16 protein-coding genes and 1 pseudogene are annotated in these 20,310 nt (G+C 47.1%); 6 read left to right on the forward strand and 11 right to left on the reverse strand.

What is annotated here, in order from left to right; genetic code table 11:
• A partial coding sequence (locus CAG64_RS18060; protein ID WP_161489346.1) for an Ig-like domain-containing protein occupies positions 1-4,227 on the forward strand: 4,227 nt, incomplete at its 5' end.
• 53 nt (positions 4,228-4,280) lie between these two features.
• Here CAG64_RS18060 and CAG64_RS18065 read toward each other — a convergent pair.
• Positions 4,281-5,460, reverse strand: a pseudogene (locus CAG64_RS18065) (class I SAM-dependent methyltransferase).
• 433 nt (positions 5,461-5,893) lie between these two features.
• Here CAG64_RS18065 and yccX point away from each other — a divergent pair.
• Complete coding sequence (yccX, locus tag CAG64_RS18070) at positions 5,894-6,166, forward strand: acylphosphatase (RefSeq protein ID WP_161452408.1); 273 nt, start codon at positions 5,894-5,896, stop codon at positions 6,164-6,166.
• Between the two features lie 6 nt (positions 6,167-6,172).
• On the opposite strand, the gene CAG64_RS18075 is transcribed toward yccX, so the two are convergent.
• From CAG64_RS18075 to CAG64_RS18100, 6 genes are all read right to left on the reverse strand, one after another.
• Positions 6,173-6,502 (reverse strand): TusE/DsrC/DsvC family sulfur relay protein, encoded by a 330-nt coding sequence (locus tag CAG64_RS18075; RefSeq protein WP_021703223.1) that lies wholly within the window; start codon positions 6,500-6,502, stop codon positions 6,173-6,175.
• 125 nt (positions 6,503-6,627) lie between these two features.
• Complete coding sequence (locus tag CAG64_RS18080; RefSeq protein ID WP_021703224.1) at positions 6,628-7,290, reverse strand: Bax inhibitor-1/YccA family protein; 663 nt, start codon at positions 7,288-7,290, stop codon at positions 6,628-6,630.
• A gap of 195 nt (positions 7,291-7,485) precedes the next feature.
• Complete coding sequence (locus tag CAG64_RS18085; protein ID WP_021703225.1) at positions 7,486-8,235, reverse strand: amino acid ABC transporter ATP-binding protein; 750 nt, start codon at positions 8,233-8,235, stop codon at positions 7,486-7,488.
• A gap of 22 nt (positions 8,236-8,257) precedes the next feature.
• On the reverse strand, positions 8,258-9,355 hold the full coding sequence (locus tag CAG64_RS18090; protein WP_161457861.1) for an amino acid ABC transporter permease: 1,098 nt from the start codon (positions 9,353-9,355) through the stop codon (positions 8,258-8,260).
• A 1-nt stretch (position 9,356) separates the two neighbouring features.
• The gene (locus CAG64_RS18095) at positions 9,357-10,562 is read right to left on the reverse strand and encodes an amino acid ABC transporter permease (RefSeq protein ID WP_021703227.1); all 1,206 of its coding nucleotides are present in this window, start codon (positions 10,560-10,562) and stop codon (positions 9,357-9,359) included.
• A gap of 69 nt (positions 10,563-10,631) precedes the next feature.
• Positions 10,632-11,660, reverse strand: coding sequence for an amino acid ABC transporter substrate-binding protein (locus tag CAG64_RS18100; RefSeq protein ID WP_021703228.1), 1,029 nt, complete (start codon positions 11,658-11,660; stop codon positions 10,632-10,634).
• Positions 11,661-12,120: 460 nt separating this feature from the next.
• On the opposite strand from CAG64_RS18100, the gene CAG64_RS18105 reads away from it, so the two are divergent.
• Positions 12,121-13,059, forward strand: coding sequence for a precorrin-2 dehydrogenase/sirohydrochlorin ferrochelatase family protein (locus CAG64_RS18105; protein ID WP_021703230.1), 939 nt, complete (start codon positions 12,121-12,123; stop codon positions 13,057-13,059).
• Positions 13,060-13,094: 35 nt separating this feature from the next.
• Here CAG64_RS18105 and CAG64_RS18110 read toward each other — a convergent pair whose 3' ends face one another.
• Together CAG64_RS18110 and CAG64_RS18115 are read right to left on the reverse strand one after the other, a co-directional pair.
• Positions 13,095-13,580, reverse strand: a complete 486-nt coding sequence (locus CAG64_RS18110) for a YajQ family cyclic di-GMP-binding protein (RefSeq protein ID WP_021703231.1) — start codon at positions 13,578-13,580, stop codon at positions 13,095-13,097.
• A 19-nt stretch (positions 13,581-13,599) separates the two neighbouring features.
• Positions 13,600-14,652, reverse strand: a complete 1,053-nt coding sequence (locus CAG64_RS18115) for a 3-deoxy-7-phosphoheptulonate synthase (RefSeq protein ID WP_161451987.1) — start codon at positions 14,650-14,652, stop codon at positions 13,600-13,602.
• 207 nt (positions 14,653-14,859) lie between these two features.
• Here CAG64_RS18115 and CAG64_RS18120 point away from each other — a divergent pair, with 207 nt between their 5' ends.
• Positions 14,860-15,750 (forward strand): putative PEP-binding protein, encoded by an 891-nt coding sequence (locus tag CAG64_RS18120; RefSeq protein ID WP_161457860.1) that lies wholly within the window; start codon positions 14,860-14,862, stop codon positions 15,748-15,750.
• Between the two features lie 120 nt (positions 15,751-15,870).
• A complete protein-coding gene (locus tag CAG64_RS18125; RefSeq protein WP_161457859.1) occupies positions 15,871-16,347 on the forward strand; it encodes a PaaI family thioesterase in 477 nt (158 codons plus the stop codon).
• Here the strand turns inward: CAG64_RS18125 and CAG64_RS18130 are convergent.
• Positions 16,344-17,699 carry a hypothetical protein gene (locus CAG64_RS18130; RefSeq protein WP_021703235.1) on the reverse strand — a complete coding sequence of 452 codons (1,356 nt, stop codon included), beginning with the start codon at positions 17,697-17,699 and terminating at the stop codon, positions 16,344-16,346. The two genes, CAG64_RS18125 and CAG64_RS18130, sit on opposite strands and share 4 nt — an antisense overlap.
• A 100-nt stretch (positions 17,700-17,799) precedes the next feature.
• On the opposite strand from CAG64_RS18130, the gene CAG64_RS18135 reads away from it, so the two are divergent.
• Entirely contained in the window at positions 17,800-18,633 is an 834-nt protein-coding gene (locus CAG64_RS18135; RefSeq protein WP_161457858.1) for a CvfB family protein, read from the forward strand.
• A 173-nt stretch (positions 18,634-18,806) separates the two neighbouring features.
• On the opposite strand, the gene rsmF is transcribed toward CAG64_RS18135, so the two are convergent.
• Positions 18,807-20,228: a 16S rRNA (cytosine(1407)-C(5))-methyltransferase RsmF gene (gene rsmF / locus CAG64_RS18140; protein WP_161448745.1), complete on the reverse strand. Its 1,422-nt coding sequence runs from the start codon at positions 20,226-20,228 to the stop codon at positions 18,807-18,809.
• Positions 20,229-20,310: the final 82 nt, after the last annotated feature.

The following is a 20,310-nucleotide window of genomic DNA, read 5'->3' on the forward strand; positions in this document are numbered from 1 at the left end:
GGCACCATCACCTACACACCGAACGACAATTACAACGGGGCGGACAGCTTTACCTATACGGTCACTTCCGGTGGGGTCACTGAAACCGCGACTGTGGCGATTAACGTCACACCGGTGAACGATGCGCCTATAGCATCACCAACAGTGATTGAAACTCTGGAAGACACATCAGTGTTGATCGCATGGTCGCAGGTGGGTGTTTCAGATATCGATACAGCAGATGACCAACTTGGAGTTCAGGTCACGGGTCTTCCAGCAAATGGCACGCTTGAATATCAGGATTCAAATGGCGTTTGGCAGCTCGTTGCAATGGATCAGATCCTGAGCAAATCAGATTTTGACAGCGGCAAGGTCCGTTTCACGCCAGAGTTGAACGAATCAGGTTATGATCAGCACGAACAGGCCGGTGTTGGCGATCAACATCAAGACTATGCACAGTTTAGTTTTAAACCTACTGATGGTGATGTTACCGGAGACGAGGTGTCTATCTCAATCGATGTGACCCCGGTTGCCGATAAGCCAAATCTGGACGTCACAAACCCAGAGTTAGCCCTACCTCAGCAGAATTTCAACATTTCTACGTGGTCTGGTGTGAACATCGGAGGCCACGGAGGAAACGGTGTTCAGGGCAGTACCCTAGTCAACGCGATTAATGCGTTGAGCTCAGAAAACGCAGCAACGTCTCAAATTGCGAATGCGCAACAACTGGGTACGAATGCGACCCCAGCAGATACTGCGGTACTGATCACAGGTCTTGTTTATCTGGAAGCTGGCGTAAGTTACGACTTTGTCGGCAATGCGGATGACAGTTTTGCTCTGCTCATTGGTGGGGCAATGACCGATGTCGCACGTTGGGGGAGCAACAGTGGTTCCATTCAGGGAGACAGCTTTACACCAACTGTATCCGGGTTCTACCCGATCTCCATCTATCATCATAATCAGAGCGGCCCAGGTAATTTTGATCTCAACGTTAAAATCGATGGCCAGGACGCCGTTGACCTTAGTAACAGCCACTTATCTGTTGTGACGGATGCACAAGCGCTACAGGAGACGGATATCAGAACTTCGGATTTGATGTCTGTGGATGGTGTTGAAGTGTATCAGGTATACGGCGTGAATGAGGGAGCTCAGGATACTCGCATTCCATTATCTGAAATTAGCAGCAGTTTAGTGGATAGTGACGACTCTGAAACTTTGACTCTTACTCTGGAGGGGTTGCCTGTTGGAGCGACACTGAGTGATGGCGTAAACGAATTCGAAATGACTGACTCCGGTCAAGTGGTTGATATCACCGATTGGGATTTGGACAGCTTGTCAGTACTTCCGCCAGCAGGCAGCAGTGATGATTTTTCCATCACTGTTACATCCACTGCGAGCGAACATTACTCTGACAGTACGGCGAGTTCAGTTGCCCAAATTGATGTCACTGTTTATCCGAATGCACCGACCATTGCTCAGGATGATTCGGCTTTGGGTCAGGAGGACACGACGGTTTCTGGTAATGTACTGGCTAATGATACAGACCCAGATTCCGCACTATCCGTTGTTCAATTCGAAGTGAATGGCGTAGAACACCCAAGCGGTGACACTGTAGCGTTGAATGAAGGTGCTTTGACACTGAACCCTGACGGTTCTTATGAGTTTGTTCCAAATCAGCACTGGTCTGGTGACGTACCGACAATTGTATACACCACGAATACAGGGAAAACCGCGACGCTCGATATCTCGATAGAAGCGGTAGCTGATGCTCCATTAATTTCAGTGAATGTCGGGGATCTGCAACAAGTGAATGCAGTGCCTGATTTCAGTACGCTACCTGAAGACATCCGTGAGCAGATTAATACTGGCAATCTGGATATCGGAGGTATTGCGTTTGAACATGTCGATACTGCGCCAGCATTTAATAATGGTAATGCTGGTAATGACTTGATGATTGCTCCTGATGGCGCTGCACCTCAGAGTTTTGTCGGTGATACTCAAGCGGCAAACGTCAATGAGCAAGGCAGCGACATGTTTATCGGCACCAGCGGTAACGACTCGTTTTATGGTGGTAATGGCTCTCAGGATAGTGAGACAGCAATCGACTCTGTGGTGTATCAGGGAAGCGTTAGCGAGTACGTGATTGAATACCGTGGTTATGAGCACGCGGATCAACCTTACTGGTTAGTAAAAGATAGTCTTGAACGTGATACGTCCAGTGATAATTCGCCACACACTGACGATGGCGATCACCTGTATGGTATTGAACGTCTTTACTTTAAAGATGGCATTATTGAACTGCACCCCGATGGTACCCATGAAATCTTAACGGATAAAGTCATTCCGGTTGAGGTGGATGTGGCATTAGTGGATACCGATGGCAGTGAGATGTTAAACGACGATATCGTCATCACAGGTATTCCAGATGGTGTTAGCTTGTTGGTGAACGGCCAGGAGGTTACGCGCGGCAGTGACGGTGCATATACGCTATCACTCGATAATGATGGTGACGCTTCGTTTGAGTTGAAGGTGCCGTACAATTATCAGGGAACACTTGATTTTCCAATTGAGGTGACCGCGGCTTCGGTCGAAAACTCAAACAATGACACGGCGGAACAAAGCGTGACGGAAAACCTTTCTTTCCGTGACTACGCACTATCAACCGGGTCTTATGGTGATGACACAATAGAAGGCTCCGAAGAGCATGATTTGATTGTGGGTGACGTCCGTGGCCTGCAGATTGTGGCCGGTGAAGACTATAATATCGCTTTTGTTCTCGATACTTCCGGTAGTATGGGATGGGATGTTGAGACGGCGAAGTCTGAGTTACTTGTGGTATTCGATACCTTACTTGAAAGTGCTCAGGGTGATCATGCTGGTCAGGTTAATGTTCTGATCACTGATTTTTCTACCGGGCTCAATCACTCTGTATCTGTTGATTTGAGCTCATCGGACCCACGTTCTCAGTTTGTGTCAGCATTGAATCAGATCGGTGACCAAGGATCTGGCAATACTAACTATGAGGCAGCGTTTAAAGGTGCTGTAGATTGGTTCGCCACTCAGGAAGGCGGTAATAACATTACCTACTTTATTTCTGACGGGGAGCCACAGTATGCGACAGAAGATGATCTGTATGCGTACCAGTTTGATGAGCTGTATTTGGATTATGATACGGCGAATAACAAACTGATTACTCTGGCAGACATTCTGCCGAGCAATTATACCTCTGGTGTGGTGATGTACAAAGGTCAGGAGATCATCGATAAAAACGGTAAACTGTACTCTCCATTGACGGGGGCGCGCTTGGGGGATATGAGTAAGAATAATATTTCTTATGACTATTACGATCGCGCTAACGTGACTCAGCAAAGCCAGCATATGTATCAGCTATTGGCACTGATGTCTTCTGTAGAAGCTATTGGTATTGGTTACTACTTAGATCAGGATACATTGGACGACTACGACAGTGATGGTGTTGTGGATACTGCCATTGATGTGTCTGACTTGTCGAATGTCATTCTGGGTAAAGAGATCGATTTGCTGCAAGGTGGAGACACGATCGACGCGAAGTCAGGGGATGATATTCTCTTCGGTGACCTGGTGCAGTTTGATGGTATCAGTGGCCAGGGCGTTCCGGCGATTCAAAAGTATGTCGCCGCACAAACCGGAGAAGAGCTTTCAGCCGTCAACGCCCGTGATATTCACGAGTACATTCGTGAACATGTTGAAGAGTTTGATCAATCCCGCACCAACGACAAAGCGGATACGCTTGTCGGAGGTGAGGGCAATGACATTCTGTTCGGTCAGGGTGGGGATGACACGCTCGATGGCGGGCTCGGTAACGATATTCTGATCGGCGGTACGGGGCAGGATACCTTAATCGGTGGATTAGGTGATGACATCCTGACTGGTGGTGCTGATGCCGATATCTTTAAGTGGACAGAAGGCTCGTTGGATAACGGCACCGATGTGGTCGAAGATTTCCAACGCGGTGAAGATGTCCTCGACTTCAGTGACATCGTTGGCGAGACAGGTCACAACACTATGGATGAGCTGTTGAGTTCGATTCAGGTGGAAATTTCGGGTAATGATTTAACGCTGGATATTCCACATGGAGAGACTGGTGAGAGTCAAACGATTGTGATCAAGAATGGCGCAGATGCATTCAGCGATATGATCAGTGCTGATCCGTCCGGGTTTGCTCAGGATGTATTAAACTCGCTCACCAAGCATAACGTAGATAGCTAACGATATAAAAAGGGCCTGATTCAGGCCCTTTTTTGATGCGAGTTTTGCTGACTTTAAAGTACTTTGCAGGCAAAGCCTTTGAGGTAGAAACCTTCAGGATACGCACTGTCAGTCGGATGGTCGGCCGCTTGCTCAAAACGCTCAACAAACTTCACTTGTCGCTTGGCATCCAATGCGGCGTCGGCGATGATTTTCTGGAATAATACCTGATCCATCAAACCCGAACATGAATACGTTAATAGTGTGCCACCCGGTTTAAGAATCTGCATGGCGAGCATGTTGATGTCTTTGTAGCCTCGGCAGGCGCCGTTGAGCTGTGCTTTCGATTCAGCGAACTTAGGTGGGTCCATAATGACCACATCAAATTGAGTACCTTGATCGCGATATTCACGCAACAGTTTAAAGACGTCAGCATTCAAAAATACCGCACGTTTTTTAGAAATATCAAACTCGTTCAGCTCGGCGTTGTACCTGGCTGTATCCAAGGCCGGTTGAGATACATCCGCGTTAATTACACGTTTTGCTCCACCTTTTAGTGCGTACAAACCAAATCCGCCAGTGTATGAAAAGCAGTTCAATACTTCTTTGTTCTGTACGTATTTCACGGCTTGCTGACGGCTATCACGCTGATCAAGATAAAAGCCGGTTTTGTGTCCACCTACAATATCGACACTGATCTTTACGCCGTTCTCTTCAATAACGACCGATTTTGGTGGCTCTTCGCCATGGAGTACACCTGTCGTCTCCTCCAAGCCTTCTTTTTTACGTACAGACACATCTGAACGCTCGTAAATATTGCAATCCGGAAAAACCTGCGTAAGAGCGGCAACCAGTTTGTCTTTTTGGTATTCAGCACCGGCACTCAGGAGTTGGCATACCAGGAAGTGGTCATATTTATCAATGGTGATACCCGGCAAGCCGTCGGACTCTGCAGCAATCAGACGATAGCCCGTTAATCCGTCTCGCTGAATGATATCTTCGCGCAAGAGCTGGGCATCCTGAATGCGACGCACAAAGAAGTCAGTATCGATACTGACTTTATCGAAGCTCCAGACGCGAGCTCGAATCTGTGAATGGGGGGAGTACGCGGCTTTCGCCAGCCATTGTCCATCATGAGCATAAACATCGACCGTTTCGCCCAGCGTTGGCTCGCCTTCTACTCGCAGGATGCCACGTGAGAAGATCCAAGGGTGTTTTGTCACGTCCTTTAACAAGATGAATTGCCGGGGTCATTTCAATACTCATATTGGGCTGTTTGAAAGGGGGCATATTGTCCGGGAAGCGCTATACAAAAGCAAATGAAATACGAACAAAAAGAGTTGCATACTTGCGGAATTTTGGAGCTTTAGTGGTGCATCTTTTAAGGACCAGAACCACTTGAATGTTTTGTCGCCATGGTTGCTGCATTATTCGTTCTTCTTGATAAAGTTCATCGAGCAGCTTGTCAGTGGCGCGATTTAATACCAGAGTGAATAGAACAAAGGCGCGAAGAGGTAAGATCAGAAGAAGACGGTTCTTTTATTGAATTTTCAGGTGAATGAGATGTTTGTCGATTCAACGAAATGGAGTCTGTTTCATAATACCCCAATGAGAGATTCACTTTCATAGTGAGCGGGGCAACAGACGTTGGCAAATGTATTACTCACGAAGAGAGGAGGTGTACGATATGGAACAGAAATGCGTTAAGTTTACAGTCTCTGGTGTGGTTCAGGGAGTAGGTTTTCGTTATCACACCTGTTATGAAGGCCTATGTCTTGGATTAACCGGTTATGCTAAAAATCTGTCAAATGGGGACGTCGAAGTCATGGCTTGTGGTCAGGAAGAGAGCATAGAAGCGTTGGCTCAATGGCTGAATAATGGACCGAAGATGGCAACGGTAGACCGCCTGGAAAGAGAAGAGGCGGTCTATAAGGAGTTCAAAGGGTTTGAAATTCTGTAGCAAACCTTACAGACATTTCGCAGGTTTCGGTAAACCGGCCAGCTTTGTCGCTTGCTTGGCTGGGCCTTGTTTAAACAGTTTAAACAGATATTTACTATTACCTTTTTCGGGACCGTGCGCTTTTTCCATGGCTTTTACCAACATGCGAACCGCGGGAGAGGTATTAAATTCCTCATAAAAATCGCGCACGAAGTGAATGACTTCCAAATGGGCATCGGTTAATTCAATCCCTTCTTGCTCTGCCAGAACCAGGATCATACCTTCGTCCCACTGTGTATGGTCAAGCAGGTATCCCTGAGCGTCGGTTTCAATGTTTTTACCTTTATATTCAAACATGATCTCTGTCCGAAAAACTACAACTCTAATAGGGTAGCTTACCTTTGCTGGTCGGCTCAACTACCGGAAAAGAAAAAGCCCGAAGGAGATTAACCTTCGGGCTTTTTTTGCATCAATTTGTTCGATTAGTCATCATTCATAATGCCAAGAATGCTTAGCAGACTGATGAAGATGTTGTAGATCGACACATACAGAGTCACTGTTGCTGAGATGTAGTTTGTCTCACCACCACGGATGATGCCTTGAGTTGTCATCAGAATCGCCATTGTAGAGAACACAATGAACAGGCTGCTGATGGCAAGGTGCAGAACTGTAGATTGAATGAAGATACTGGCGATCATACCAACGACCAGTACAACAAACAGAGATAACATCAGGCCACCCATCATAGACAGGTCCCGTTTTGTGGTCAGAGCGTACGCAGATGCCGCCATAAAGGATAAGGCGGTTCCGCCCAGAGCAGTTAATACAACATCGCCCATGCCGGCGCCGATGTACATGTTAAGCAGAGGACCGACCGTGTAACCCAGGAAACCTGTGAACAGGAAGGTGAATACCAGGCCCAAACCGTTATTGCGGTTTTTCTCTGTCAGGAACAGCAAGCCGTAAAAACCAACCAGCATGATGATAATGCCAGGGCGAGGAAGCTCCAGCGCCATGGACACACCAGCCACTACCGCTGACCAAAGCAGGGTCATCGACAGTAATGCGTAGGTGTTACGCAGAACTTTGTTTGTCTGGATCGCACTCTCGCGAGTCGCGGTACGTGAATACATAGAATTGTTCATAATCTTCCTCATGAAAGGGCTATGTTTATATGTACATTTATGGGGCTGAAAGTTCCCGATTTCAAGATTCAGCCTAATGTCTATACGTTAGATAATAATGGAAATATTCAAGTGTGTATTTTCCAAGATGTAACACAATATAACAATGAAAAAAGGCGATGAATATCGCCTTTTCAATTAGTTATCATATTTTTGTTAATGATGAAGTATCTGAGCGAGGAAGTTTTGTGTTCTGTCCGACTGTGGATTCTCGAAGAAATCAACGGGATTGTTTTCTTCGATTATCTCGCCGGCATCCATGAATATCACCCGGTCGGCCACTTCTTTGGCAAAGCCCATCTCATGAGTGACACACAGCATGGTCATGCCTTCTTCGGCTAATTCGACCATAACATCAAGCACTTCGCGCACCATTTCAGGGTCAAGTGCTGACGTTGGCTCGTCAAACAACATCACTTGAGGGTTCATACACAGTGAGCGGGCGATAGCAACACGTTGCTGCTGACCACCAGATAACTGGCCCGGGTATTTATCGGCCTGATCCGGGATTTTGACCCGTTCAAGGTATTTCATCGCGACGGCTTCTGCTTCCTGCTTAGGCATTTTTTTCACCCAAATTGGCGCAAGAGTGCAGTTTTCCAGAACGGTTAAGTGCGGGAACAAATTGAAGTGCTGGAAACACATGCCGACTTCACGGCGCACCGCTTCGATGTTTTTTAAGTCTTCGGTCAGTTCGTTTCCTGACACGATGATCTGACCTTTCTGATGTTCCTCTAAGCGGTTTATGCAGCGAATCATGGTCGATTTTCCTGAACCAGAAGGGCCACAAATAACGATTCGTTCACCTTTTTTAACATCTAAGTTGATGTTTTTCAGCACGTGAAACTCTCCGTACCACTTATTCATGTCCTTAATTTGGATCATGTAGTCTTGTTGTTGCGTCATAATACGTCCTTGAGCTGATTAACTATCGTTTGTGACCGGTATGAAGTTTGTTTTCTAGCCAGATCGAATATCTCGACATGCCGAAACAAAACACCCAGAACACTAACGCGACAAATACATAACTTTCTGTGGCAAAGCCCAGCCAGTCAGGGTCGGTGTTGGCCGCCTGACCAATCCCCAGAACGTCAAACATCCCGATAATCAATACCAGGCTGGTATCTTTAAACAGGCCGATAAACGTGTTCACAATCGAAGGAATGGTGATTTTCAACGCCTGAGGAAGGATGATTAGCCCCATTTTTTTCCAGTAGGTCAGCCCAAGCGCGTCGGCGGCTTCGTACTGTCCTTTTGGTATTGCCTGCAAGCCACCGCGCACCACCTCTGCCATGTATGCGGCACTGAACATCACGACACCAATTAACGCCCGGAGCAGTTTGTCGGTCTCAGACCCTTCAGTCAGAAATAAAGGCAGCATCACCGAAGCCATAAACAGCACGGTGATCAACGGAACCCCACGCCATACTTCGATGTAGACGGTACAGATGCTGCGAATGATTGGCATCTCAGAGCGACGACCCAAAGCCAGTGCGACGCCAATCGGTAAGGAGACGATAATACCGACTAGTGCAATGATCAGTGTAACCAGCAACCCCCCCCATTTATGGGTATCCACCACTTCAAGCCCGAATACGCCGCCGTACAACAGCGCTGCTGCTAAGAACGGGTAAACATTGACAAAAAAGAGCCAAATCCACAGACGTTTAGGCGTTTTTTCGTAAGCGAGCAGGGCGGTAAATACAGCCAGAGTGAAGTAAAACAGCTTAGGGCGCCATAATTCAGCTTCAGGGTAGAAGCCGAACATAAACTGATCCCAACGTACGTTGATAAATACCCAACAAGCGCCATCGCGAGAGCAAGCGTCACGGGTTGTGCCCACCCAATCGGCACTCAGAATAGCCCAATCGAAGACGGCCCAGATACCTGAAAAAGCCAGATAACCAAGGATCAGTGTTAAAACCGAGTTTGCCGGGCTGTTAAACAGGTTTTTGCGTAGCCAGCCGATCACCCCGACCGTATTTGACGGAGGAGGCAGGTCTGGCTGAAATTGATGTACTTTCATATTACCTCTCCACCAACGCAACTTTACGGTTGTATAGGTTCATCAGAGCGGATGTCAGCAAACTCAAGGTGAGGTAAACTGCCATCGTCATCGCAATGATTTCAATTGCCTGACCGGTCTGGTTCAGTGTCGTACCAGCGAATACAGACACCAAGTCCGGATAGCCAATGGCCATCGCCAACGACGAGTTTTTCGTCAGGTTCAGGTATTGACTGGTGAGTGGTGGGATGATGATACGAAGTGCCTGTGGAATCACGACCAGCTTTAATGTTTTAGCGCGTGGTAACCCCAAAGACATTGCCGCTTCTGTCTGCCCATGGCTGACGGCATTTATCCCGGAACGAACGATTTCTGCGATAAACGATGCCGTATAAATGCTCAGAGCCAGTAGCAGCGCCGCCAGTTCCGGAATGATGGACACTCCACCGCGGAAGTTGAACCCTTTCAGTTCTGGGTAATTTGCGCTGATTGGAGCACCCATGATGAAATACACCACCAGAGGCACGCCGACGCACAGTGTGAGAATGATGCGTCCCATTGGCGTTTGTCGCCCCGTTAGACGCTGTTTATTTCGAGCCCATATTCCGATAATGACAGATGCCACTATGCCGGCCAGTAGTGTAATAAACACGACACTGGAACCTTGTTCAAATACGGGAGCAGGGAAGTAGAGACCTCGAACGTTCAGGAAAACAGCTTCGCCTAATGAGAGGCTCTGACGCGGGCTTGGTAAAGCCTGAAGTACGGCAAAGTACCAGAAGAAAATCTGCAACAGCAAGGGGATATTGCGAAATGTCTCGATATAAACGGCTGCGAAACGGCTCACCAACCAGTTAGAAGACAGTCGTGCAATACCAATAACGAATCCAATCACCGTGGCGAGAATAATACCCAAAAATGATACCAGGGCGGTATTCAGTAAGCCGACGATAAAGGTTCGTCCGTAAGTAAAGGTTTCATTATATTCAATCAACGACAGGCCAATCCCAAAGCCAGCTTCTTGATTGAGGAATCCAAAACCTGTTGCGATGCCTCGCGCATCTAGATTGGTAAGGGCATTGTTAACAATGGTGTAAAAGAAAAAGATCAGCGCTGCGACAGCAATAACTTGGAACACGACCGATCTGAAGGTGGGATTGTAAAGGAGATTTGTACTCTTGGCCGATCCGTTATCCGGCCTAGAGGCAATATTGTTATCAGGTTTCATACAGCTATAACCTCAAATCCATTTTTTGAAAAAAGGGCGGCTTTTAAACCGCCCGTTTCTGGTGTTTCATTAACGGATTGGTGGAGCGTACATAAAGCCACCTGCATTCCACAGCGCATTTACGCCACGTGAAATTTTCAGTGGAGAACCTTGGCCGACAGTGCGCTCGAAGCTTTCACCATAGTTGCCGACTTGCTTAACCACTTGATAGCCCCAGTCATCACGAATGCCCAGGCCTTTACCTTTCGGACCGTCGACACCCAGGATGCGCTTCACGTTAGGATCGTTCGATTTCAACATGTCATCTGCGTTCTTAGACGTAATGCCATATTCCTCTGCGTTGACCATGGCAAACAGCGTCCATTTTGCAACGTTGAACCATTTGTCGTCATCCTGACGTACAACTGGGCCCAGAGGCTCTTTTGAAATGATTTCAGGTAGTACCACGGCTGAGCTAGGATCGGCCAGATTCAGGCGCAGAGCGTACAGGCCCGATTGGTCAGTTGTCAGCACGTCGCAACGTCCGGCATCGAAACCTTTCGATGTCTGAGCTGCGGTATCAAATACCACGGGTTTGTATGACATGCCGCTGTTTCGGAAGTAGTCAGCCAGGTTGAGTTCTGTTGTTGTACCAGACTGCACACAAACTGATGCACCATCCAGTTCTTTAGCACTCTTGATGCCCAGGTCTTTTTTGACCATAAAGCCCTGACCATCGTAGTAGTTGACGCCCACGAAGTTCAAACCCAGCGCCGTGTCTCGCTGAAGTGTCCAGGTGGTATTACGTGACAGGACATCGATCTCACCCGATTGCAGGGCAGTGAATCGCTCTTTTGCTGTCAGAGGAACATACTTGACTTTGGTCTTGTCGCCCAACACCGCTGCAGCAAGTGCCTGACAATACTCTACGTCAATACCTTCCCATTCACCTTTCGAGTTTGGGTTAGAGAAACCAGGCAGACCGGTACTGACACCACAAGTTAGAAAACCTTGTTTGGTGACTTTTTCCAGAGTGCTTTCTGCTGCTTGCGCGCTTGTTGCCATCAAAGCAGTCGATGCCGCTACTACTGATGCAATAAGTGTTAGTTTATTTGCCATTTGTATCCTTCCTGTATGATCCATGTTAAACCAGGTGACCCCTGATACAACGTACGAATAGAATGTTGTGTATTGTGTTTTATTGGTTGACTCAATCTAGTTGCATTTATACAAATCAACCGTTTATAAGCGTAGGTAAGGAATTGTGTTTTCTCAAATACAGAATATGCATAGATATTTGTATTCAAACGCAAATCCTTGCCATAGTTAGAATGAACAAATGTTACATGAATGTAAATAGTGCAAGAGTGCGCATTATTGGTGCAACAGAATGTATTGATTGATAAGGGGTATTTACACTCTATTAACATTTTGGTCGATAAAATTTAAGCGGGATAATAAACCAAAGTTTGATTTAAATTTGGAGATAAATATTGTTCTGTGGTTTGGTGGGGTGTGGCTGATGCACTAATTTTGTTAGCATGCTCCGATTAGTTCAAAGCCTTATTCAAGGAATGAAATGCAGTACTTTCCTCTCTTTCTGGATTTAAACAATAAACCAGTACTGGTTATTGGTGGTGGTGAAGTCGCCAGCCGTAAAGTCGATGCTTTACTGCGCGCAGGAGCCGATGTCACGATTGTGTCACCCACGATTGAACCGTTTCTTCAACGCTTGGCTGGCGAAGGAAAGTGTCACTGGATTAAGACCTTCTATTCATCAGAGTACATTGACCGTCGTTACATTCAGGTATGGGCGACCACAGATAACCCGGACCTGAACCATCAGGTACATGCGGACGCCAAAAAGTCGGGCATTCTGGTCAACGTAGTTGATGATCAGCCTTATTGTGATTTTATCACCCCGTCGATGATCACCCGGGGTCGGGTACAGCTCGCTATTTCGAGTGGTGGGGCATCGCCCGTGTTGATCCGAAATTTGCGTGAAACCATCGAATCTGTGTTGCCCCAAAATCTGGGGTTATTAGCAGATTTTGGGGCGTCCAAGCGCAACTCGATTAAGTCAGCGTTGCCGTCTGTGGACTTGCGTCGTAAATTTTGGGAAAGCTTCTTAAACAACCCTAAAGTTGAGCAAGCAAATAGCCGAGAATTGTTAGAGCAGCTTTATCAATCGGCACTGAATGAGTCACTGGATGATGCTGGACAGTGTACCTGGGTTGAGTATGGTCAGGATGTCGAACTATTGCCTATGAAAGCGTTGCGTCTGATGCAACAGGCTGAACTGGTTTTATACCGGGATGGATGCCCATTCTCATTCATTGATCTGTGTCGCCGCGATGCTGAACGAGAAGGCTTTAAAGATGGTGTCGAGTTATCGTTGAAACTGGAAAATGCGAAAACAGAGCGATTGCGTATTGTGGTTCTGGTGCCACTCAACTCGTCGGAGTATGCGTTATTGGGTGCGGATGATGCACACATACGCCCAGGAGAAATTCGATAACAAAAAAACCGCCAAAGGGCGGTTTTTCATTTCGGTTAATCGCGAAAGTTTTCGAACTGGAATGGTTGGCCAAGTTCTGCTTCGCGAATCAGTGCGATGGCGGCTTGAAGGTCATCGCGCTTTTTACCCGTCACACGAACTTTCTCACCTTGAATTGATGCCTGTACTTTCACTTTGGCGTCTTTGATGAGCTTGACGATTTTTTTCGCTGTGGCGGCATCAATACCTTGTTTGAATACCACTTGCTGGTGCCAGTTTTTTCCTGAAGCTTCTGCGTCTTTCGCTTCCATCGCGTTCACGTCGACGCCGCGTTTAGTCAGGTTAGCACGCAAAATATCGCGCATCTGTTTTAACTGAAAATCGCCTTCGGAGCTTAGCTTGACGGAGTCGTCTTTCTGTATATCAAAGCTGGCTTCTACGTTGCGAAAATCGAAACGGGTAGACAGCTCGCGTGAGGCATTGTCGACTGCATTTCGCAGTTCAACCGCGTCAATCTCAGAAATAATGTCAAATGATGGCATGAATCTGTCCTCTTAAAAATCAACTGCGCGCTTTTACTGCGTCAGCTAGCATATCTAACATCGTTGTGGTGTCATTCCAGCCCAGACAAGGGTCGGTGATGGACTGACCGTAATGAAGACTATGGATGTCATCCATTGGCTGGTTGCCTTCTTCAATGAAACTTTCTGCCATGATACCAGCAACGTAGTTTTTTCCAGATTTAATCTGCTCGCAAATGTCTTTGGCAACATCAAGTTGTTTGCGATGCTGTTTTTGGCAGTTAGCGTGGCTGAAGTCGACGATCAAGCGCTGTGGCAGATTAAACTCAGCGAGCTTTTGGCACGCTTGTTCTACAGATGTCGCGTCAAAGTTAGGGCCTTTATCACCACCACGAAGAATGATGTGTCCATATGGGTTACCACTGGTGCGGTACACGGTCATACGGCCATTTTTATCTGGAGAGTAGAAGTAGTGTGAAGCCTTCGATGCGCGAATTGCATCAATGGCGATTTTAACATTACCGTTTGTTCCATTTTTGAATCCGACGGGACAAGACAGAGCAGAGGCCATCTCACGATGGATTTGGGATTCAGTTGTGCGTGCACCGATCGCGCCCCAGGTAATGAGGTCAGCAATGTACTGGCCGGTAATCATGTCTAAGAATTCAGTCGCGGTAGCCAGACCAAGTTTATTGATATCCAGAAGAAGCTTACGTGCTTTGTTCAATCCAGCTTCCAGCGCGTAAGAACCGTCAAGGTTTGGATCGGTAATCAGACCTTTCCAGCCGACGACAGTACGCGGCTTTTCAAAGTAAGTACGCATGACAATGAACAGTTGATCTTTGTACTGCTCCTGAATTGCTGCGAGACGTTGTGCATAATCCAGCGCGGCTTTTGTGTCGTGCACAGAACAAGGGCCTACAATAACAAGAAGGCGGTTGTCTTCACCTGTCAGAATGTTCTCAATTTGGCGACGGGATTGTTCGATTCGCTCGGCTACGTCGTCGGTGATGGGATGAGCATGACTCAATTCAGCCGGTGTTGGCATTGGCCCCAGTGCCTGGGTTCTCAATTCATCTGTTTTTAATGGCATAAGGCAGCCTGTTGTATCTATTGCGAAGCAGTAAAGATAACGGAATTGTGATTAGGAATAAACTACTTATCCCTAATCTAATTGGGACGAAATCGTTTGTTTGCTGATTTATGCATTTTAAATAAATAAAATGTCATTTATGGCTTGTGTTGTGCGGTTTCTGTGGTTATTTTCAACGGATAATCTCTTGATTCACATGGAGCTGTTATGAGTCACGAAAGTCAAAATGCTATTCATTCCCAGATTCAGCCGGGAAGTGTACATCCGACACATGTCGAAGCCATCAGCGGGTCACACCTTTATGTGTCACTCTCTGAACTGATTCTCGACAAACTTTTTTATCACCCAGCCGTCAATACTGATGATGAGGAACTATCAGATACTGAGCGAGATGCATTGCATGCGATTGTTGGCCAAGCCGAACCAGGCGTTCATCTGGTTGAGTCTCTGGTGAGTGAGATTGAAGCGGCGATCCAGCCAGCGCATCAGGCAATTCGTGTTGCTTTAAGTGATGCAGACAGTCGCAGCTATATTGCACTGATTGGCGGGCATACTTCCGAAAAAGAAGAGCATAACCCGTTAATGGGGACACGTGGCGTTTCCCGCTTTGCCAGTAGCTGTTATAGCCCTGCCTTTGTGCTTGAATGCGAAGTGATAAAACGCTTGCGTAAAAACGGTCACGATATACAAATTGTGGTACCGTTTGTGCGCGCATTGTCCGATGCAGCCAAAATCATTGATCTGTTGGCAGAGCAGGGGCTACCCAGAGGCCTTGAGGGGCTGAAAGTGTTGTACAGTGTTAACGTGCCGTCTGCTGCACTACTGTCTGAACGCTTGCTGCACTACTTTGATGGGCTCGTAATTGATGTGGATTCACTCACGGAGTTTACGTTTGGAGTGGATAAAACAAATCAAGGGCTTACCCCTTTGTTTGACCCAGAAAATGAGGCGGTGCTCACACTAATTGATACTGCTGTGCATGCCGCGTCTTCATCGTCTAAACCAGTGTTATTACTGATTCAGGCGCTAGCAGAATACCCGAAACTGCAAGATTATATTGTTGAACACCAAGGAATAGATGTTGCAGTGACGGCGTAACTTAACCGGTGGCGAGAGAGGAATATAAGAGACTGTCATCTCGCCACTTGTAACATTTCATTGACATTTTGCTGGTTTTTTTATCAACTGGTCTGACCAAGTTAAAGGCAGGCAGATGTCATGAATTCTTCTCTACGCAAAGCAAACCTGTACCTCAGTTTGTTCGGCTTCTTTAAAGTACCGCTGATTTGGTGGTGCCGTCCTAAAATCCTCCACCTCGATGAGCGTAAAGTTGAGGTCCGTATTCCTCTGAAAAAGAAAACCAAAAATCACCTCAACAGCATGTATTTCGGCGTCTTGGCTGTTGGTGCTGATGTGGCTGGCGGCTTCATGGCGATGAGCAAAGCAGAGTCACGCGGCGAGAAGATTTCACTAGCGTTTAAAGCGGTTGAAGGGAAGTTCCTCAAACGGCCAGAAGCTGACGTGCATTTTGTTTGTGAGGATGGCCCACTGATTGATGCCATGCTGGATGAAACATGTCGTTCGGGCGAGCGCGTCAATCAGGCGGTGAAAATCACCGCCGTCTGTCCGACATTACATGGTGACGAGCCTATGGCAGAGTTTTTATTGACACTGTCACTGAAGAAAGTGGCTTAGTCATCCAGTTCAATTTGTTCAATGGCCACGATTCGGCTGCGGTTTAATACAATCTTCCAGCGATAGTATTTCACTTCGCCATTGAGAGTGTTCTCTTTGGCGACAAGGTTGAGCAGGTGACGTTTCTCTACCGACTCTCTGGTGACCTGGCCATTATTCAGTACGTAGAGTTTGTTTGAACCTTTATCCATCAACCGAGTGAGGAAACGCATGTTAATAAACATGGTCTCCCGTGTTTCTTCGTAACCGCTCATGAATTTAGAGGTCGACATTTCCGTGTGCGAGCGGTAATGCAGGATTTGTTCTTCACGTTGTGCCACGCGCTTTTTGCGGATTGTCTGAATACGGTCTGGCAACTCACTGAGTTTTTCAAAGTCCAGCCACTCGCTTTTCTGACCGACGGTTTTGTTGGTCGTCGGGTCGATGTAGCGTCGACGCCATTTAGGCTTACCTCTGCGAATCCAACGCCATAAGGCATCACGCAGGTCGTCTTTAAAAATTTCGCGCAGAGCGTAAATCAAAGACATGGCAACGATGAAAGAAGCAGTGATTTCTCCCCAATAGTCTCGGGCTAGAACGGCGGTGATGGTTACAAACACCATCACCAGACCTGTTGCAAAGCCTTTGACTGCGCGTTTCATATTTTTTCCCAGAGATATGGTTTTCTCTTTAAGCAGAATCGGGTGCTCAATCAAACGACGCAACAGGCGCATTTTATTGCTCATGCGCGTGACATCTTCACGCACGCTTTGAGAATTGTATTCGTTGAGCTTACGATGCGCGGCTTCTTTTTCAACAATAGCTATCAGGCGTTCTTTAATGGTTTTGTAGTCACCTTCGCGGGGCAGGTGAGCCACCAGCGCCAGAAACTTCTGACCGGTATACCAGGAGAGGTAATTATCAATATTGGCATAGTAACGTTTGAGGTTTTCTTCATACGGGATACTACGGCGCAGGCGTTTTAGAATATCGAGTGCGAGCTCTATAATTTCATCAATTTCGTCTTCGGTGACCGGTGACGCTTCATTTTTTCGTAGTTCACTAACGGCCTTATCCAGAGCAATCACGTACTGATAGGCGAACAAGCTCAGGCTGACCCGGTATTGCGTGGTAGAAAGGTGGCCCCGTTTTGCCAGGCGACTGTGTACCAAAGGCAGAAGTATCTTGTCACTGAAGTAGGCACGTTTCTGCTGCATTGAGCCGTAGTACAGCTCGGATTCGGAGGTGACTTCCGGTGTCAGTCCCAACTCACCGGGGACAAACAGATACCAATCTAATCGACATTTTTTGCTGGTTGCCAGCGCGTGAGAAATGCGGAGAGTGATGCCATCGTGTTTATCAACTGTGACCAAAAGTGCGCCCCTGAAAAAATAGATAAATTCCTTTCGAAGAGAGAGCAAGGATATCAGAGTTTAGGTATAATCACCGCAAATTTGAGATGAGACAGAAAAAATGATTAAAGTTGGTCAAATAAACCGCCTGGAAGTGGTAAAACGCGCGGATTTTGGACTTTTTCTGGATGCGGGTGACTTTGGTACCACGCTGCTGCCAAACAGACATGTGCCGGAAGGGACAGAAATTGGGCAGTCTCTGGATGTGTTTCTGTATTTTGATTCAGACAGTCAGCTTGTGGCTACGACCGAAGAGCCCATTGCTCAAGTGGGCGAGTGGGGGCTGATGAAAATTGAAGGCGTAAACAGCACGGGCGTGTTCGCCAGTTGGGGGATTAAAGACAAAGATCTGCTAATCCCATACAGCGAGCAACGTAGTCGTTTACGCGCAGGACAAACGATCCTGGTATATGTCTATACCGATAAGGCGTCGGGTCGTATTGTTGGTACCACGAAGTTTAATAAACTATTGGACAAAGAACCGGCTAATTACACGTGTAATCAGCAGGTTGAACTGCTGATCGCTGAACGTAGTGATCTGGGTTATAAAGCGATCATTGACGGCAAGCATTGGGGCATGATTTTTTCATCGGATGTTTTTGGCAAGGTTTTCATCGGTAAGCGCTTAAAAGGGTACATCAAAGAACTGCGCCCAGATGGCAAAATCAACTTGTCGTTACAGAAAGTGGGCGTCGCTAAAATGGATGATTTGAGCGAAAAAGTACTTGATCTACTTGAGAAAAAAGGCGGGTTCCTACCTTTGAATGACAAGTCATCGCCGGAGGCTATTTTTGCTGCGTTCCGAACCAGTAAAGGCACATTTAAAAAGACGATTGGCGGCTTGTATAAGCAAGGCCGAATTGTCATTGAAAAGGATGGCATTCGTCTCGCATAACGCAGCGGTTAAAAAAACGGCCTAAAACCGATCCTGTTTTAGGCCTAGGGGAAGGGCTCCTACAGAGCCTGCGCTAAATCACTGATATCATTTCACTTAATGACTACTTAATTGTAGTACATAATCGTGATTTCGCTAGGCTCTGGCAGAATTTCATACTATCGTTTGACGGTTCAGAATAAGTTTTTATCTCTAACTAGTTCTCTTGGAAGGCCATTTTTAATCCGGTTGCCTACCCATTTTCCAAGGCCGATCACATCGTTATCTAATTTTACGATCACTTCTCCCTGGCCTGACAGACCCTCTGGGCGCACATCCCGGCCCATAAACCACTCTCGTGCATCGTCTACCGATATGCAGACGCTGTTTGCTTCATCACCGGTGGCTAATGCTGTTGCGACCTGATGTTGCCAGCGATATCCTTTTTTGTGCGCCTCGGCGATTTTTATCCCCATACGTGAAAAGCGTAACTCGCCAATCATAGGTTCCAGTGCTTCAGGAAACAGCCACACGTCGTTGTCACGCAGCCAGATTTGGGTGTTATCAGGCAGCCTGATGTCTAGGGTGTTACGTAACTGTATTTCGATATCGCTACTGACTTTCTTCGAGGCTTTTTCAAACGGGAACTTGCCCATCTTCTTCTTTACGTCTGGCGGGACGACTGAGCCTGTTTTACGAAGTCGGGCCACAAAGAAGCCTTCGCAATCGTATACCTGCGGGAAAATGTGCAAAAAGCCATCCTCGGTGATGGCATGTTCTGCGCCTTCAAACAGAGAGCTCAGTGGTTCGAACTCAACGTTTTCACCAAACGTGTTTTTCAGGTGATGACAAACCTGCTGGTTTTCTTCAATACTCAATGTACAAGTTGAATACACCATGACACCACCCGGCTTGAGGGCATGGAATGCGCTTTCAATCAAATCCTTCTGCGTTTCAGAGATGGAAATGACTGACTCTTTGCTCCAGTTTTTCATCGCATCGGCATCCTTACGCACGGTGCCTTCCCCGGAACAGGGCGCATCAATCAAGACCGCGTCAAATTGCTCTGGTAACCAGCCACCAAAAACACGGCCGTCAAAGTTGCTCAACGCACTGTTTCTTACGCCGCAACGTTCAATGTTGGCATGCAGGACTTTTACCCGGCTGGATGAAAACTCGTTGGCGACTAGAACGCCCTGATTGTTCATCAAAGCCGCGATTTGTGTGGTCTTTGAACCCGGAGCCGCGGCCATGTCCAGCACGGCATTAAATTGTGGTTGGTGCTCAAATAATGCGGACACCGGCATCATTGAACTGGCTTCCTGGATATAGAACAAACCAGCCATGTGCTCAGCGGTGTTCCCTAGTGGGACCTGCGATTCGTCTGCTTCAATCCAGAAACCGGTCTCACACCAGGGAACCGGAGACAGAACCCAACCTTTTGTGGCGGCACGGCTTAGGAAATCGTCGACGGAAACTTTCAGGGTGTTTACACGGATGCTCTTACGCAACGGACGTTGGCACGCTGCCACGAAATCGTCCATGTTGAGATGAGTAGGAAGGATAGACGCTATTTCCTGAAGAAACGCGTCTGGCAGATAGACATTCTGGTGCAAGTGTTTAGCCCGTTAAAAAATTTGCGCAGATTATAACGGAAAAGTGCGGTAATTGGAGTGTTTCACACAAAGAAACCGCGCC

The organism is Vibrio sp. V38_P2S17PM301, from assembly GCF_009904845.1.
GTDB classification, from domain to species: Bacteria; Pseudomonadota; Gammaproteobacteria; order Enterobacterales; family Vibrionaceae; genus Vibrio; species Vibrio proteolyticus.

Bases quoted from the DNA above. Each gene is read 5' to 3' on its own strand.
- CAG64_RS18120 (WP_161457860.1), top strand. From the start codon at position 14,860: ATGAGTCACGAAAGTCAAAATGCTATTCATTCCCAGATTCAGCCGGGA.
- CAG64_RS18135 (WP_161457858.1), top strand. From the start codon at position 17,800: ATGATTAAAGTTGGTCAAATAAACCGCCTGGAAGTGGTAAAACGCGCG.
- CAG64_RS18080 (WP_021703224.1), bottom strand. From the start codon at position 7,290: ATGAACAATTCTATGTATTCACGTACCGCGACTCGCGAGAGTGCGATC.
- CAG64_RS18095 (WP_021703227.1), bottom strand. From the start codon at position 10,562: ATGAAACCTGATAACAATATTGCCTCTAGGCCGGATAACGGATCGGCC.
- CAG64_RS18115 (WP_161451987.1), bottom strand. From the start codon at position 14,652: ATGCCATTAAAAACAGATGAATTGAGAACCCAGGCACTGGGGCCAATG.
- CAG64_RS18100 (WP_021703228.1), bottom strand. From the start codon at position 11,660: ATGGCAAATAAACTAACACTTATTGCATCAGTAGTAGCGGCATCGACT.
- CAG64_RS18090 (WP_161457861.1), bottom strand. From the start codon at position 9,355: ATGAAAGTACATCAATTTCAGCCAGACCTGCCTCCTCCGTCAAATACG.
- CAG64_RS18075 (WP_021703223.1), bottom strand. From the start codon at position 6,502: ATGTTTGAATATAAAGGTAAAAACATTGAAACCGACGCTCAGGGATAC.
- CAG64_RS18105 (WP_021703230.1), top strand. From the start codon at position 12,121: ATGCAGTACTTTCCTCTCTTTCTGGATTTAAACAATAAACCAGTACTG.
- CAG64_RS18085 (WP_021703225.1), bottom strand. From the start codon at position 8,235: ATGACGCAACAACAAGACTACATGATCCAAATTAAGGACATGAATAAG.
- CAG64_RS18110 (WP_021703231.1), bottom strand. From the start codon at position 13,580: ATGCCATCATTTGACATTATTTCTGAGATTGACGCGGTTGAACTGCGA.
- CAG64_RS18125 (WP_161457859.1), top strand. From the start codon at position 15,871: ATGAATTCTTCTCTACGCAAAGCAAACCTGTACCTCAGTTTGTTCGGC.
- yccX (WP_161452408.1), top strand. From the start codon at position 5,894: ATGGAACAGAAATGCGTTAAGTTTACAGTCTCTGGTGTGGTTCAGGGA.